Source organism: Hyphomicrobium sp. (assembly GCF_035548195.1).
GTDB lineage: Bacteria > Pseudomonadota > Alphaproteobacteria > Rhizobiales > Hyphomicrobiaceae > Hyphomicrobium_B.
Window position 1 is genome coordinate 94,915 of sequence record NZ_DASZTY010000024.1, and the last position, 15,757, is coordinate 110,671.

Genomic DNA, 15,757 nt, shown 5'->3' on the forward strand with positions numbered 1-15,757 from the left:
TATTCCAGCCGGCAGCACGGCAGGTGCCAGTTCGGGCAGCAGCGGCTCTGCTGGATCGAAGCCGACGCAAAACGGCAGTTCGAATGGATCGGCATTGCCAGCGACAAGCAACCCTTCACACTGAATCATTTTGGCTCGAAGCGGAACAGGATGAACCGACGCGATCCGGCATGAAATTCTCGAGCGCAAGGCGTAGTCTCGCTTTCAACGGGATTGGGCGGAAATCATCGCGTATTTTAAAAGCCCTGCGGCGTTAGCGAGCGGGACTTTTTTTGTTTGAGAGGCGTCGCTGATTGAGCCGATGATGACATCGTGCAGTCACGGTGTATTTTTATGTGACCGGCCCGATCAAATGCAAAGACGCTACAGTGACTCGACTTATTCTCGCTCAGGTGCGGCAGCGGTACGTGATTGAAGCGCGCGCGCTCGATGCCGCGACGGAGGCCGCCCTCCTTGCCGATCCGCGGCCAGGCGCCCGAGCGATCCTGGACGCCATCGCGCGCCGTCGTGCGGACAATCGCGCTGAAGGACAGCGTCTGCGAAAATTGCTCCGCTACGAAACCGCGTTATGGACCAGCGGCATCGACGCCGTCGCTGGCGTGGATGAAGCAGGAATGAGTCCACTCGCCGGGCCGGTGGCCGCAGCGGCCGTTATACTTGCTCCGGGTACGAGGCTGCCGGGCGTCGACGATTCCAAAAAACTGGACGCCAAGGCGCGCGAACGGCTTGCCGACGAGATCAAGAATGCGGCGGTTGCGTGGTCTGTCGGCTTTGCCGAGGTTGCCGAGATCGATACCATCAATATCTATTGGGCCGGTTTGCTCGCGATGCGCCGCGCGGTCGAAGGGCTAGCTTTATCTCCTCAGCATATCTTGACGGATGCGCGCCGGATCAGAGAGTTGCAGATTCCACAACAAGCGATCGTCAAAGGCGACGCCAAGAGCCTTACGATCGCGGCAGCATCCATTCTTGCGAAGACGGCGCGCGATGCGCTCATGCATCAGCTCGACGCGGTTCATCCTGGTTACGGCTTCTCGCGGCACAAGGGCTACCCCGTTCGAGAGCATTTCGCGGCGCTAAAAAAACTTGGCGCGTCGCCCGTCCATCGCCGATCGTTTGCACCCGTGCGTGAGATTTTGGGATTGCCTCCGCTCCCTCCGTGGCCGAACGCAGCTATTTCACGTGTCGGCGCAACGTCCGGCGCGGATGCCTAGATCAGCCCCTCATGTTTCAGAGCGACCTGTACCGTTGGCCGTGCCCTCACGTGTTCGGAAAATGCTTTCAGATTCACGGGCAACGCTATGCCATTTTTGTCCGACCAAAGGAGCATCACGAATAGATAGGCGTCGGCAACGGTCATCTCCTCGCCGAAGATATACGGCCCCGTGAGTTGCGACGAGATGAAGTCCAGTCGCTTCGAAATGGTTTCTTTCGCCCTATTCTTATCCTGCTCCGTTGCAGTTGGCGCGAACAGCGGTTGGAACGATTTATGTATCTCGGTCGATATGTACGCGAGTATTTCCAGAAGCCGGTAGCGGCCGAGATGTCCCGGCGCCATCAATGCGGGATGGCGATCCGCGATCATTGTCAGAATGGCTATATTCTCGGTTAGAACCTCGCCGTCGTCGAACTGCAGCGCCGGGACGTAACCTTTAGGACTGATTTCCAAGAATGAGCGACCATCCTCAAGCGTATGCGACTTGAGGTTGACCTTTACGAGGTCGAATTTGGCGCCTGCTTCATGAAGTGCAATGTGATCCGCGAGGCTGCATGCGCCAGGTGAATAGTACAGGGTTATCATTAGGTACCTTTCCTACGACTTTGAACTAGAACGCCTATCATCCGGCGCGGTTTCCGAATCTAATACCACTCAGATGCGACCGAAGCGATAAAGGACCAGAAGTCATTCTCGCGGCACGCCAGGAGCGTGGCCACTATCTCTGGCGGTTGAGGGCATAGGGAGACAATGCGGCGAGAAATCCGTCGAAGTCGGCGCAGCTTCCCGGTATGCACGCGGAATGGCAGCACCTGATCAATTCGAGATTTTCCTCGTCGTCGCTCCCGGGTTTGAGTCCGCGCTTTGCGCTGAGGCGAAAGAATGTGGGTTTAGGGACCCCATCGCCGGTGAAGGGGGGGTTACGATCACAGGCGGCTGGCGCGATGTCTGGCGGGCCAATCTCGAACTTCGTGGAGCAAGCCGCGTTCTCGCGCGTGTCGATGTTTTCCGTGTCCTGCATCTCGCACAGCTCGATAAGCGCGCCCGCCGCGTCCCCTGGAATGAAATTCTGCGCGCAGACATTCCTTTTCGCGTCGAAGCGTCTTGCAAGCGTTCACGCATTTATCATTCGGGTGCCGCTGTTGAGAGGATTGAGCGCGCGATCCGCGAGGAACTCGGTGCGCCGCTATCGGCTGACGCGGAGGTTTGCATCAAAGCGCGGATCGAGAACGATCTTTGTACGATCGCCATCGATACCTCGGGCGAACCATTGCACAAGCGCGGTCATAAGGAAGCCGTCGCCAAAGCGCCGATGCGTGAAACGATGGCCGCGCTCTTCCTACGTCAGTGCGGATTTGACGGCAGCGAAGCGGTCGTCGATCCGATGTGCGGTTCTGGGACCTTTGTCATCGAGGCTGCCGAAATTGCATCGCGATTGAAGCCCGGACGATCACGGCATTTCGCCTTCGAGCGGCTTGCAACTTTCGATGAGGCTTCTTGGCAAGACATGCGACGGCAAGAGGCCGCAAAGAATCCCGCCGTCAAATTTCACGGCAGCGATCGGGACGCGGGGGCGATCCGCATGAGCCTTGCCAATGCTGCGCGTGCCGGTGTCACCGATATAACCGAATTCCAGCAGCTCACCGTCTCAGACCTTACTTCGCCCAGCGGCTCGCTGGGTCTCGTGATCATCAATCCGCCCTACGGCGCGCGAATCGGGGAGACGAAATCCCTGCAACCCCTATACCGCTCTTTGGGAAACGTTCTGCGTGAGCGGTTCCAAGGATGGCGCATTGGCTTGGTCACGAGCGAGGCATCGCTTGCCAAGGCGACCGGACTGCCGTTTGCAACTCCATTCGCGCCTGTCATCCATGGCGGACTGCGCGTGACGCTCTATCTGACTCGGGCTTTGATATAACCGGCAATACTAAAGACTCTGACTAACATTATATAGACTCCAGGACCGTGCCGACGCCGATGCCAATAGGCTTAATTGCGGGATCTGGGGAACGGGCTGTCGTCGCCGCAGTTCTTCACGGGATACAAGTCTGGCTCCGACCTTCCGCGTGTCGGAATTTGAAAAATCAACACCCTGTTTACTGACACAAGCCAGGCAGCGGAACGACACATCGACGGAGCGCCGATCCTGTCCAATACTGCAACCAACGTAAGCCTTCACTCAAGGTCCGGCTTAAACTGTCCGGTGCTCCTCGGGTTAGCATTTCTCTGTGCCGCATGGCTCGGTCCGCTTCCCTCTCTCACACGGACCGCCTTCTCTCCGGGGATGATCACACATCTGTCCGTCGTCGCATTAGCCGGACCGCTGATCGGCTATGGGATTGCCGCTTCCGGGTCTTCATTCCGACAGGGTCGCGGAGCGTCCTCTATCCTGCTCGTCGCGATGCTTTGCGACATGGCGGTTGTTCTGGGTTGGCATTTGCCAACGCTGCACGATCTGGCTGCCAGGTCATGGGCGATATTCACCATTGAGCAAATAACGTTTCTCGGCGTGTCCCTTGCCGTCTGGTATTTCGCATTTCAACGACGCGAAAACGCTGCCCTGGGTGCCTTTGTGCTTTTCATGATTTTCATGCACATGACGATATTGGGTTGCATTTTGGCGATTGCGCCACGGCTCCTTTACGATCCCGACGTCTGTCTTGGAGCGTTTGGCTTCAGCCCGCTGGAAGATCAAAGGGTCGGCGGCATTCTCATGGCAAGTTGGGGCGCCGGCACTTACCTGATCGGCGCAGCGGTTCTCCTTTTGCGGATGCTGGAGCGATATGATGCACGTTAGCTTGAGATCAAATGCCTGATCTTCATCAACGCTTCCCTTGTTCCAAGCTTGTCTTCCTTGATGGTGCCCTGCAGGTGGCCGTCTGCGGAAATAAGGAACACCGATGACGTGTGATCAATCGAATAGCTTCCATCTGCGCGCGCTCGGCGATCCCGAAAGACGTGGTACTTATCGAGCGCTGTCGAGACGATACTTGGCTTCCCGGTGAGACCGATAAAGCGCGGTGAGAATGCGGCGAGGTAGCTTTTGAGATGCGCGGGTGTGTCGTGCTCGGGATCGACCGTGATGAAGACCCACGTGAGCTTCCCGGCATCCGCACCCAGTTCAGTTGCATTTTCCGCGAGCGCCGACAGGATCGTCGGACAGATATCCGGACACGAAGTGTATCCGAAGACCAGCAGACGCGGCTTGCCCTCGAAGGCCGCGTTGGTAATTGGATTTCCGTTCTGATCGATCAGCGAAAAATTGGGATTTAATAGCGATCCGATCCTTGGTGGTGTTTCGAGAGTCGGATCCAATGCGACGCGCAGTATCATTGCCGCCGTAATCAGCATCAATGCGACCGCAACGACTAAAGTGGGCGATGAAAATACGTGCGCCGGCTTCTGCGACTTCAACGTTTCGCTTGTCGATGTAGATAGGATTTCGCGCAGTGATACCATTTTTGCCGTGCCGCGATCCGATATTATTCGTTCTTCACCCGGGGCACGCCATAGGCATCGAGAACCGAATTGATCTGTGTCCGACGCTTTGAAATGGCACGATTAAGTTCGTCCAACAAAGCGAGGTCATCCTTTCGCACGCCCATGGATATATCGTACGTTAGTGCGAGATCCAGCGCCGACGGGTCGAGCAATATCGGCGTGACTTTGAGCGCGACCGGCTGCTTTTTCGCGAAATATCCCGCTGTGGGTCCCCATACGATCGCGACATCAATATCGCCGTCGGCAACCGCGTTGATAATGGGTGCCAACGGTGCCTTCGTTGAATAATCGTTTTGAACCAAAAAGCCGTGGACGTTATTCACAATTCCGCGTCTTGTCAGATCATGAACGGGCGGCGTATTTACGCCGTCATTACCGATGAGCTGTACACCGACCTTTAATTTTTTCAACAGGGGATCGTTGAACGACGTGATCTGTTGAGCGTCGGCGCGACGTACGAAGGCATAGCTCGAACGATAATACGGTCTTGTCGTTTTCAGCATATGGAGCGACGATGGAACGCCCATGATGACGTCGCATAGCCCGGCGTTGAGCGTGGTTCGGATAAATCCGCGCCGCTGCGCATGCCAAGTGTATTGAACCCTCGCGCCCATTTCGTCAGCTACGATCGACGCAATACGATTTTCAAATCCAGAACCGTCGCTCTTGGAGAACGGCAAATTATTTTGATCCGCGCAGATGCGGAGTTCACGTGCTGCTGCCGGTAAGATTTGAATGCTCAGCAGCGAAGCGAGCACTACCAAATTGCGGACGCGGCACGGTTTACTGTTCGGCAATGGACCCTCCCAGAATTACTCTTTGAGCGTGTACAAATAGGCGGCGATATCGCGGGCTTGCTCTTGGGTGAGTCCCATGTTGGGCATTACGTTCTCAGGCACGACGGCTTGTGGATTTCGTAGCCACCTGACCATGTTGGCCGGCGTATTCCGGAGCTTGCCGGCAATATAGATGCGCCGTCCCATTGCGGTGAGAGGCGGCCCGACCTCACCATCGGCATCAGCAATGCCTGGAATGGTATGACACGTGCCGCATCCAAACTTTTGGATGACAGACGCACCTTTTTCGGGATCGCCGCCGTTCCTGCTCGCGTGCACGGACGCCTCTCCGCAGCCTCCGACTGCAAGAGCGATAATCGTCAAGCTTCGCATGATCTTGTTCATGATGTGCATGGCTGCACCATCAGGATCACGATGAAGCTGAACACAATCGCACTGAGAAACATGGCTCCTATCATCATTCCCCAGAACGCGAGGAAATGCTGTCGGCCCTCCCCAACTTCTGTCACGGCATGAAAGTTACCAACATGCTGCGGAGCGGTCGCATTCCAGCTCTCGTAGGCGGCCCACGTTGCCACCGCCGTGATGGCGAATGCCACTATATCTATGACGATGAAAGTGGTCGGCGCGAACAGCCATTCGTGAGAAGGATTTGTGCTCAAGCACGCATTGCTTGCCAACACAAACTTCACAAGCAAATCCAGCGACCACGCGAGCGGTCCGACGATCAAGATAAACGCGAGGAACACCATATTGTTGAGATTTAGCAAGCGTCGAGCTTTGTCTGGCGCGGGTTCTTTCATGATCGACCCGTCAGGTAGGGCGTTATGTAGAAGGTGAAGAAGACGGCGAGCCAGACCACATCGATGAAATGCCAGTAGATCGTTCCGATCGAAACGTACGAATGACGATGAGGACCGAAATACCCACGCCAGCTCCAAATGAAAATCGACAGCAATATCAGGATGCCGATGATAACGTGAGCCATGTGGAAGCCCGTTACAGTGAAGTAGAGGGAGCCATAGGCGCTGGATTGAATCGAGAAGGCCTTGTTGTGCCATTCGAAGAATTGAACTGTGACGAATATTATTCCCAAGACGATCGCGGCTGCGATCCCGAAGAGCTCTTCGGTGATATTGCCGCGCCGAGCACCGCGTTCGCCGAACCAGATCGCACCGCTACTTACGAGAAGCACGATCGTGTTGGGCAGTGCCAAATAAAGGCTCGGAAGCTCCGGCGGCCAAGATCCCGTATGTTGCTGAACGGCGACGTAGTAGTAGCTAAACAGCAAGTAGCCAAATAGCGCCGCCTCGGTGACTATTCCACTGAGCATTGCCCACCAGCCGGTGGCGTGGTGGCCGATGCTTCCTACCGGGAGCCGGCGATCGGCAACGTCCGCGATCAGGCTCATGTCGTTGATCCTTCGATTTCGCCGAGACTTCGTCTTGGCCAAAGCCACGCCATGGTGATGACGAGAATGGCGACGACAGAAGCAATGAGCCAGAACCACGCCTCGACCATCATCGTCGTAAAAAGAGCCGCAAGTGCCAACGACAGCAGGAGCGGTGCGAGACTGTCCTCGGGCATTTTCACGATGACGTCCGGGACTGCGTCCAGCATCGTGGTCCCGAGAGTCTCTTTCCCGTGATCAAGCGCGAAGCCGCGTTCCGGCGTTGAACTTCGCGCTTCGCCCAGGCGGGCTTCCCATAACGGACTGCGGCTCGCGACCGTCGGGATGACCGCGAAATTATAGGGCGGCGGCGGAGAGGACGTGGCCCATTCGAGGGTATCGGCATCCCACGGATTTGGCCCCGCGAGGACGCCCACTCGCAGGCTTCTGATGACATTCACGAGCGTGATGAGAAGTCCGATCGCCAGGACGAACGCTCCAATGGACGAGATTAGGTTCAGCGTGCCCCAGCCCATATCGGCTGAGTAGGTGTAGACGCGCCGCGGCATGCCAAGAAGTCCCGTGATGTGCATCGGAAAGAATCCGACGTTGAATCCGACAAACACAAACCAAAAGCTGATTTTTCCGAGCGTCTCGTTCAGCATGCGGCCGCTCATTTTTGGGAACCAGTGATACAGCGCGCCCAGGACGGCGAAGAGGTTCCACCCAATGAGCACGTAATGGATGTGCGCCACCACGAAGTACGTGTCGGTGAGTTGCCAATCGACCGGGACTGAGGCCGTCATGAACCCGGAAACGCCGCCAATGACGAAAACGATGATAAAGCCCGCGAAGAAATCAAACGACGTCGAGAAATCCGGTCTGCCTGTCCAAATGGTGGCTAACCAAGCGAATAGCGAGACGGCGCTCGGGATGGCGATGATGATCGAGACGGCGCTAAAGAACGCGAGCGCCATGGTCGGCAATCCGGTCGCAAACATGTGGTGCAACCAAACACCGAAGCCGAGGACCATCGTCAGAACGGTCGCCAGAGCGACGAGCGAATAGCCGACGAGCGGTCGGCGGCAGCAGACCGGAAGCGCCTGCGAAACCATGCTCAGAGCCGGCAACACAATGATGTAAACCCAAGGATGTCCCCACAGCCAGAAAAGATGCTGCCAAAGTAGAGGCTGGCCTCCGGTCGCGGGATCGAAAAAGTGCGTTCCGAAATGCCGATCCATCCAGAGCAGAAAAAACGCGACGCTGACCGCCGGAATCGAAAGAACGCTGGCGACGGAAATCGTCAAGGTTCCCCAACTCATGATCGGCAGACGATTGATCGACATTCCTGGCGCCCGGAAGCGCAAGATGGTCACGATGAAATTGATGCCGCCGAGCGTCGTCGATATGCCGAGGAAGATGTTCGCCAGTGCATAGAAATCAATATTTGGCCCCGAGTCGTGCTCTATTGATGCCAAGGGCACGTAATTAAACCAGCCGGCATCCGGTGCGGCACCTATCAGGAAGCTCGCGTAAAGGAATATCCCGGAAAAAAGAAATACCCAGTAGGTGAACGCGTTGAGCCGGGGCAGCGCCATATCCCGGCAGCCCAGCAGCAGCGGCTGCAGATAGACGCTGAAACCGGTCAATATCGGAAGCGCGTACCACAAGATCATCGTGATGCCGTGCATCGTGAACAGCTGATTGTATTGCTCCGGCGAGAGCACGTGTTCGTTGGGCTGTGCGAGTTGAATGCGCATGATGAGCGCTTCGATGCCGCCGAGCGCAAGAAATGCGAACGCGGTTACGATGTAGCGAATGCCTAGCGTCTTGTGATCGACGGTCGCAAGCCAACCATAAAGACCTGGCCTGCCTTCCCAGAAGCGCCGAAGACGGGTCGCCAGCTCCGAACCGGGGCCACCCTCGGCTACGTCCGGCACCCGATCATATTCGATCTCTGTCACGAGCTGTCCTCAGTTGAGCGTTTCGAGATAGCTTCTGACTTGCGCAAGATCCTGCCCATTGATGTCCAGGCGCGGCATCTTACTGCCGGGCTTGACGTGTTGCGGGTCAGCGATCCAGCCCGACAAATATCCAATACGGTTCGGAAGCGTTCCGGCGGCGATCGTACTGCGGGTCATGAGGTGCGTAAGGTCGGGACCGACGCGTCCACCGGCGCGCGTCCCGCGCACAGTGTGGCAGACCGCGCATTTCTGCATGAAAGCGCGTTGGCCTGGGCTTGCGAGCGATTTTTCAGAAGCACTCCGAAGCTGATCCTTTCGCCAGCTTTCGAATTTCTCCTTTGGCATCGCGACGAGTTCGAATCCCATATGCGCGTGCTGCAGACCGCAATATTCAGTGCACTGGCCTCGGTATGTTCCGGCGCGGTCGGCGAGAATCCACGTCGTGTTGGTTTGACCCGGAATGGTGTCGGTCTTGCCCGACAAGGCAGGTACCCAAAAGGAGTGGATGACGTCCGCACTTCGCAGCTTAATCGCGACCGGCTCGCCGACCGGAATGTGAATTTCATTCGCCGTCGTGAAAATTTGTGAAGGGTCGTCGCTGAGATACCTAACTTCCCACCACCATTGATGCCCCGTTACTTCGACGGTGATGCTTGGCTTCGACGGAGGGGCGGCGATATCGGCCAACGTCATCATGGTCCAGATCGTCACGCCGAAAAGGACGACGGTCGACAGGATCAAACCCGCGTAGATGACCGAAACAGGGTTGCCCGCACGAGAAACCAGTTGCCTCTCTTTCGACGTTGACGAAGGCGGACGCTCTCGCCGGGCGAAAGTCGCGAAAAGCAGAATTGCAGTGGTAATAATAACGACGAGAACCGAAATTATCAGAACGCCCCAAGTGAGGGTCGACACGTTTCTTGGGCCTGCGCCGGAAAGAAAACTCAATGGCGCTTTTGCCGATGCCGGAGCAGCATAAAACTGCAGCAGGAGGGCACCGAGGGCCTGCGAGCTACGCAGAATCCTGGGTTGTCTACCCCAATCCGCTCCTATTGCAGACCACATGAGCTTTGCATCTCCTTTTGGCGGATTGGCTACTCTTGTGGTTTTTGACCCTTGCTGAACTTTTGCGTGTACTGCCAGGGGTTGGCTCCGGCTTTGATTTCAACCGGCACCTGTTCGATAGCGGGCGAGGTGCTGGAAACCGTCGATCCCCATTGAGAGACGGGCGCGTTACTCAGGTTTTTGATGTATGCCACCAGATCCCAAATCGCATCTTCGGGCAAAACGGTTCCCCAAGCCGGCATGCCATTCGGACGTCCCTGATAAATCGACAGGAAAATGTTTTCCGGTGACGAACCGTAGATGAAAGCATGGTTGCTCAGCGCCGGTCCCATGCCACCACCGCCATTTCCCATATGACAGCCAACGCAGTTGAAGCTCGCAAAGTTTTCCATTCCACGCTGAGCAGCTTTTTCATCGATTGGCGGCAGATTGAGCTTCGGGCGGGCATCGACGGCGCCGGGCGTCAGTCCGCTAACCGGCACTTTCAGCAATTGCTCGGGTGATATCGTCGACATCCCGGCATCCGAACTGCTCGTGGGCGGAGGCGCCTCAGGATTGTTCGTCTCCGCATTGGGTTTGTCCTCGGCGAAGATTTGGGCGGAGAACGTCAGCATCAATAAGCCAGCGGCGAGCGTTACGATTGTGGGCTTTCCGAAGCGCATTCATTTATCTCCTTCGTGGAGCAGGCAAACCGTTACTCGGCGGAAGCAGCTTTTTGCTGGTTTTTAGGAAGCGCGAATACGTTAAGAGTGGCGCCGCCGACCGTTACCGCTGGGAGGTCCTGCATCGCGCCGGTGAATCCCAATGCGCCGTTTCGGACGCGCGCATCCAATTCTGCGACTGCAATGGCGCCCGACCACCCGCCAACGCCGGAGATAATTGCGACGTACTGAGTGCCATCCGACCCGGAGAACGTTACGGGTTGACCGATAATCCCTGAGCCGGTCCGGAACTTCCAAAGCTCTTTGCCCGACTTCGCATCGACTGCCTTGAACCACCTATCCATAGTTCCGTAGAACGCGACGTCTCCGGCCGTGACAAGCGCTCCGCTCCAGACTGGGTATTTCTCTTTTATGGACCAGACCTTTTTTCGTTGTACCGGATCCCAGGCCATAAATTCTCCGCGATAGCCGCCAGGACCAGCAAACATATCGACGTCCGCGCCGACATATGGGGTTCCCTCGATATAGCCAACGTTCGACGTCTTGAAATTCATGCAAAGATGTTGGTGCGGAACGTAAAGGAGCTTGGTTTCTGGAGACCATGCCGACGGCTGCCAGTCCTTCGCACCAGGAGACGCTGGACAGACATTTCGCACCGTTTTGCCCAAGGATGGCGTGAGTGCTTCATCAAGCACCGGGCGTCCGGTATTCAGGTCGACACTCTTGATGGAATTCACGTAGTCATAAGCATCCGCGGAAATCACCTTTCCCGTCGCGCGATCGATCACATACATGAAGCCGTCGCGGCCGGGGTGGATCAGAACCTTGCGGACCTGATTGTCGATCGTGAGATCAGCCACTATGGCTTCGTTGATTTCGTCATAGTCCCAGAGGTCGTGCGGATCGGGCTGGTAGGCCCACTTCGCCATTCCCGTGTCCGGGTTGCGTGCAAAAATTGTCGAAGAAAAGAGATTGTCGCCTGGTCGTTGCTCGTGATTCCAGGTCCCGGGATTGGATGTCCCGTAGTAGATGAGATTGAGATCCGGATCATATGAGATCCAGCCCCATACGGTGCCGCCGCCGATTTTCCACTTATCCGGTGGCCAGGTTTTTACACCGAGATCTTTGCCATTCAACCAATCGTAGGGCCCGTGATAATCTTTACCTATGAGGACCTCGGCATCAGGTCCCGTAGAATAGGCGCGCCAAACAATTTTTCCGGTTTCTTCATCGACCGCGGCAAGCCAACCCCTGACGCCCATTTCTCCGCCGGAGCATCCGACGAGCACCTTCCCTTTCACGACGACGGGCGCCATCGTAATGGTCTCGCCCTTATTGATATCGCCAAGCTTCGTGTGCCAGAGTTCTTTTCCGGTGTTCGCATCAATCGCAACGGAGAAATCGTCGAGCGTGTTTAGAAAGATCTTGCCCTTGTCATAGGCGAGACCGCGCGTAACGACATCGCAGCACGCCACGCCTTGGGCAGCCGGGTCGGGCTTAGGCGCATAGCTCCACTTCAAATCGCCGGTCGCGATATCCAACGCGAATACCTGGTTGGGATGCACTCCCGCGTAGGGGCCGACGACATAGAGGGTACCGTTCACCGCGAGAGGAGCGGCCTCTTGCCCACGCGGCGTTCCCAGCGAGAAGCTCCACGCCATCCGCAGCTGGCCGACGTTGTCCTTGTTGATCTGGTTCAGGTGGCTAAATCGCGTGTTCGCGTAATTCTTGGCTGCCATCGGCCATTGATTGTCGTCCTTGATCAGGCTCGAAATGTCGGTGCTTTGTTTCTCCGTGTCGTTTTGAGTCTTTGGCGATGCGGCGTTGGTTGGAGGCGTCGAAGGCGCGGTGTTGTTTGGGGCTGTGGGTGGTGTATTTGCTTCGGGAACAGGTTTTTGCGATTGGTCTTGTGCCCTCACGGGACTCGCAAACGCCAATGGAGCAGCGATCAAGATACCGCTCGCGAGTCCGGCCAGCCGCTGCGTTACGCCCATAGTGGCCTCCTTCACTGTTTTTCTGGCGATTCCGCCTTCACGGCCTCGTCGGATGCTTTTTTCATAAGCTTGCGAACCGACGCCACGTCGCCGGCTGTGACAGGCCCATAGTTATTTCCCCAATTGTTCCGTACGTATTGGGCGACTGCCGCGATGTCATCATTCGAAAGACGATCGCCAAAAGCCGGCATTTTTCCACGACCAATCAAAATTTGTGCGATGACAAACTTCTGAATGGCCAAGATCCGGTCGCCGGAAAGTTTGGGGCCAAATCCACCACTTCCGAGTTGCCCATGGCAGGCAAAGCAACGGCTTTTCATATAGATCTTGGACCCCCGGTCTCCCTGGTCCTCTGCTTTTGAAGTCGATGGCGAGGCAAGCCCGACAAGTACCATCAGGAGCGAGAGATATTTCATGGCGGGTCTCGCGTAAGCATATTTGCGACCAGTAATATTCACGACGCGCAAATTGGTTCCCGGGAATTATTTTGTATCGTACTACGATGTTTTAGAGGTTTTGGCCGCTCGTTGCGCAAAGTGGCGCTTAGCTCTTGTTGACTTGCGGGGCTCACACTGGCCTGCGCAAATATCATCAAGGCTTCGTCGCCGCCGCCATCGGGCGTCAGACGTTCCGTGCCGCTAACGAAACTTGATGGCGGAGACATGCTAATATCCGAATGCAGCCGATCATCTCGTGATGTTACGTGCCGCTATCGGAAGGTGCGCTTAACGCACTATCTGGCGCCTTCTTTCAAAAATAACAAAGGCGATTGGCTCATCGCCAATCGCCTTTGAAGCTACATCGATGCATCGAGAATTAGGCAGTGCTAGTGGCACTCCGGCTTTTCAGGATGATTCTGGCACGGGCACCAGGAACCTTCCGCTTTTTTACACGACGTGGATGCGGCCTTCCAAATTTTTTGCGCTTCAGCCCATTCGTCCGAGTCGATGCTATTGCTGTTGTCTTTGTCCATGACCGCAAAGGTCGGCGCAAACGTTCCGAGTTTTAATTTACCAGCGTTGTCGTTCCACTCGTTTTGGCTGACCGAGCCGTTTCCATTACTGTCGAGGACTTTGAAATTGGAATTCCAGTCATCGGCAAATGCGGCCGTTCCTGAAAGCAGCAGAATCGTAACGAGAGCGCCCCATTTTTTGATCATCGCGTCTTCTCCCAAATATGTCGTTCTATAGTTATGACGTCGTCGGCCATTGCGGCAGACGGTCCTGCCGCCATTTATCGGCGACCTTGCAATGGGCGCCTCCTCGGGAAGTTTTAACAATGGCAAAGCTTCCAAATCTGGCCGGGACATACTGGCAGACGAGGCGGGGAAATGCGTATTTCTTTGGCGGCGCGCTCGACGATAACCATCGAAACTGAGATTGCTTTCGCCTCGCGAAGGTGGTGAGAGTTTGTCGATGAAGATACGGGAAGCACGCCTTCGTACCGTCAAATACGGTATTGCCGAGACCATTTTTTTCGGGGCGGTATTCGGTTTTTCTCTTACATGCCCCGCCGCCGAGGCGTCGCTTACATGCGCTGCGAACGCCATGATCGTATTTGATGCATCGGGTTCAATGGCCGCGACGGATGTCCCCTCGCCCTTCGCGACTCGAATTGATCTCGTGCAGCAAGCTCTCAGACGAATGCTCCCCATTGTTGCCCGCACGAGGAAACTGGGTCTCGTCGTCTACGGTCCAGGCAAGCACCGCAACGTGTGCCAGAATGCCGATCTTCGATTTTTACCCAGGCCGAATGCCGCGAGAGAAATATTATCGCAAGTCGCACGATTAGCGCCCGCAGGGCAGACCCCGCTTACAAATGGCGTGCGGATTGCTGCATCTGCGCTTAGCGTCTCAGCAAATTCGGGCGCTATTGTGCTCTTGACCGATGGGGAAGAAACCTGCGGCGGAGATCCGTGCTTCTTGGGTCATATGCTGCACAAAATAGCTCCTGGTATTACCGTCCATATTATCGGCTATAAACTGCAAACTTCGAATGCTGAGCCGCCTGCTTTGGCGGCGAAATGTCTGGCTGACGAAACGGGCGGTTATACTGTTAATGCCAACACTTTGGACGAACTCATAAAGGCCCTGGAGAAAACGCTTGGATGTCCCGCCGTCGCGTCAATCCCGTGACGTGGATGCGGAAGAAAATTTCGGACCACCCTTCGCGATAATCCCGTGCTTATCCAGCATTTTCCGGGCACAGGACTTATTCAAGCGCGGTTAGGCGAAAGCCTTTCTTCTCCAGGAGGGCGACGAGGCCATCTGGGCCAGATTGATGTAGCGCGCCGACGGCGATAAACGCTCCGCCTTTTTCGAGCATCGGCATAGCGCGATCGAGCATCCGCCAATTGCGTTTCGAAACCAGTTCATTGCGCAACGCCTGGAGGACGGGCTCGTCAAGTCCTGCATCAGGTGCCAATTCCTGGGTAATCGGCCAAATGGCGTTGAGACGACGGAACCGATAAAGCTCGGACAATGTTTCCGATACGTCATCGACACGATCGTGTAATTCGATGGTCGCTTTCAACCATGCAATCTGTGCGATGTCGGATATGGATGCGAGAGAGCGATACTGCTCGGCAAGCGTTTCGAGTCCGATGACGGACTTGCCTTTCGCGTGCGCCCGCTCGGCAACGAGCGCGTCGATCGGCTTTAGGCCGCGTGCCAGGAGCGCCTGCTGGCACTTGGAATCGGCAAGGAACATAGTGACCGCCCAAGGCTTGAGAGCGGTGGCCAATTCGCCGGGGTACCCGGCATCGCTAAACGCCTTTTCGACGACCGTCATCTCGTCCTCATCGAGGATCCGCTGCAACTCCTTATCGTGAGATATCATCAGCGAGGCGGTGGTTGCCATCGTCGCAACCATAGCGGTGTGGGTGCTTTCGACCGATTCCACTGCCACGATCTTAGATCGGTCGATGGCTGACCGAACGGCCGGCGACAGCTTTTGCAACGACGGGTCGAGCACGTGAACCGTGCCGAATAGATAGGATGGGCTGACGCCGTCCTTATCTACGCGCCAAAGAACGGCCTCGTTATTGAGCGCTTTGCTAGCATCATCCAAGATTTGCTGCAGTTTTTGACGATCAGAGTGATCGATATCGTAGAGCACGCTTTGGGACGTGCAGTTCTCGGTGCCAAGATGCTTTGACATGATCGGCAT

17 protein-coding genes are annotated in these 15,757 nt (G+C 56.1%); 4 read left to right on the plus strand and 13 right to left on the minus strand.

Going from position 1 to position 15,757, the window contains the following annotated elements; all coding sequences use genetic code 11:
* Positions 1–368 precede the first annotated feature (368 nt).
* Positions 369–1,214: a ribonuclease HII gene (locus tag VHB22_RS08910; RefSeq protein ID WP_325456617.1), complete on the plus strand. Its 846-nt coding sequence runs from the start codon at positions 369–371 to the stop codon at positions 1,212–1,214.
* On the opposite strand, the gene VHB22_RS08915 is transcribed toward VHB22_RS08910, so the two are convergent.
* Positions 1,211–1,798, minus strand: a complete 588-nt coding sequence (locus VHB22_RS08915; protein WP_325456735.1) for a glutathione binding-like protein — start codon at positions 1,796–1,798, stop codon at positions 1,211–1,213. The genes VHB22_RS08910 and VHB22_RS08915 overlap by 4 nt on opposite strands.
* A gap of 220 nt (positions 1,799–2,018) precedes the next feature.
* Between VHB22_RS08915 and VHB22_RS08920 the strand changes: the two genes are divergently transcribed.
* Both VHB22_RS08920 and VHB22_RS08925 read left to right on the plus strand, forming a co-directional pair.
* Positions 2,019–3,134, plus strand: a complete 1,116-nt coding sequence (locus VHB22_RS08920; RefSeq protein WP_325456618.1) for a class I SAM-dependent RNA methyltransferase — start codon at positions 2,019–2,021, stop codon at positions 3,132–3,134.
* Positions 3,135–3,419: 285 nt separating this feature from the next.
* Positions 3,420–4,013 carry a cytochrome c oxidase assembly protein gene (locus VHB22_RS08925; protein WP_325456619.1) on the plus strand — a complete coding sequence of 198 codons (594 nt, stop codon included), beginning with the start codon at positions 3,420–3,422 and terminating at the stop codon, positions 4,011–4,013.
* Here the strand turns inward: VHB22_RS08925 and VHB22_RS08930 are convergent.
* From VHB22_RS08930 to VHB22_RS08980, 11 genes are all read right to left on the minus strand, one after another.
* A complete protein-coding gene (locus VHB22_RS08930) occupies positions 4,010–4,675 on the minus strand; it encodes an SCO family protein (RefSeq protein WP_325456620.1) in 666 nt (221 codons plus the stop codon). The two genes, VHB22_RS08925 and VHB22_RS08930, sit on opposite strands and share 4 nt — an antisense overlap.
* A gap of 23 nt (positions 4,676–4,698) precedes the next feature.
* Positions 4,699–5,514, minus strand: a complete 816-nt coding sequence (locus tag VHB22_RS08935; protein ID WP_325456621.1) for a substrate-binding domain-containing protein — start codon at positions 5,512–5,514, stop codon at positions 4,699–4,701.
* Positions 5,515–5,529: 15 nt separating this feature from the next.
* A complete protein-coding gene (locus VHB22_RS08940; protein ID WP_325456622.1) occupies positions 5,530–5,907 on the minus strand; it encodes a c-type cytochrome in 378 nt (125 codons plus the stop codon).
* A complete protein-coding gene (locus VHB22_RS08945; RefSeq protein ID WP_325456623.1) occupies positions 5,895–6,317 on the minus strand; it encodes a hypothetical protein in 423 nt (140 codons plus the stop codon). Before VHB22_RS08945 ends, VHB22_RS08940 begins: the two co-directional genes overlap by 13 nt.
* Positions 6,314–6,925: a cytochrome c oxidase subunit 3 gene (locus VHB22_RS08950; RefSeq protein ID WP_325456624.1), complete on the minus strand. Its 612-nt coding sequence runs from the start codon at positions 6,923–6,925 to the stop codon at positions 6,314–6,316. The genes VHB22_RS08945 and VHB22_RS08950 overlap by 4 nt, the downstream gene beginning before the upstream one ends.
* Positions 6,922–8,868, minus strand: a complete 1,947-nt coding sequence (gene ctaD / locus VHB22_RS08955) for a cytochrome c oxidase subunit I (RefSeq protein WP_325456625.1) — start codon at positions 8,866–8,868, stop codon at positions 6,922–6,924. Before ctaD ends, VHB22_RS08950 begins: the two co-directional genes overlap by 4 nt.
* 9 nt (positions 8,869–8,877) lie before the next feature.
* Positions 8,878–9,783: a cytochrome c oxidase subunit II gene (gene coxB, locus VHB22_RS08960; protein ID WP_325456626.1), complete on the minus strand. Its 906-nt coding sequence runs from the start codon at positions 9,781–9,783 to the stop codon at positions 8,878–8,880.
* Positions 9,784–9,962: 179 nt separating this feature from the next.
* On the minus strand, positions 9,963–10,595 hold the full coding sequence (locus tag VHB22_RS08965; protein WP_325456627.1) for a c-type cytochrome: 633 nt from the start codon (positions 10,593–10,595) through the stop codon (positions 9,963–9,965).
* Positions 10,596–10,627: 32 nt separating this feature from the next.
* Positions 10,628–12,589 carry a PQQ-dependent dehydrogenase, methanol/ethanol family gene (locus VHB22_RS08970; RefSeq protein ID WP_325456628.1) on the minus strand — a complete coding sequence of 654 codons (1,962 nt, stop codon included), beginning with the start codon at positions 12,587–12,589 and terminating at the stop codon, positions 10,628–10,630.
* 11 nt (positions 12,590–12,600) lie between these two features.
* On the minus strand, positions 12,601–13,005 hold the full coding sequence (locus VHB22_RS08975) for a cytochrome c (protein WP_325456629.1): 405 nt from the start codon (positions 13,003–13,005) through the stop codon (positions 12,601–12,603).
* A 410-nt stretch (positions 13,006–13,415) separates the two neighbouring features.
* Positions 13,416–14,138: an EF-hand domain-containing protein gene (locus VHB22_RS08980; RefSeq protein WP_325456630.1), complete on the minus strand. Its 723-nt coding sequence runs from the start codon at positions 14,136–14,138 to the stop codon at positions 13,416–13,418.
* Between the two features lie 25 nt (positions 14,139–14,163).
* Between VHB22_RS08980 and VHB22_RS16350 the strand changes: the two genes are divergently transcribed.
* Positions 14,164–14,724 (plus strand): vWA domain-containing protein, encoded by a 561-nt coding sequence (locus tag VHB22_RS16350; RefSeq protein ID WP_414652727.1) that lies wholly within the window; start codon positions 14,164–14,166, stop codon positions 14,722–14,724.
* A 76-nt stretch (positions 14,725–14,800) separates the two neighbouring features.
* Here VHB22_RS16350 and VHB22_RS08985 read toward each other — a convergent pair whose 3' ends face one another.
* Positions 14,801–15,748, minus strand: coding sequence for a TraB/GumN family protein (locus VHB22_RS08985; protein ID WP_325456631.1), 948 nt, complete (start codon positions 15,746–15,748; stop codon positions 14,801–14,803).
* Positions 15,749–15,757: the final 9 nt, after the last annotated feature.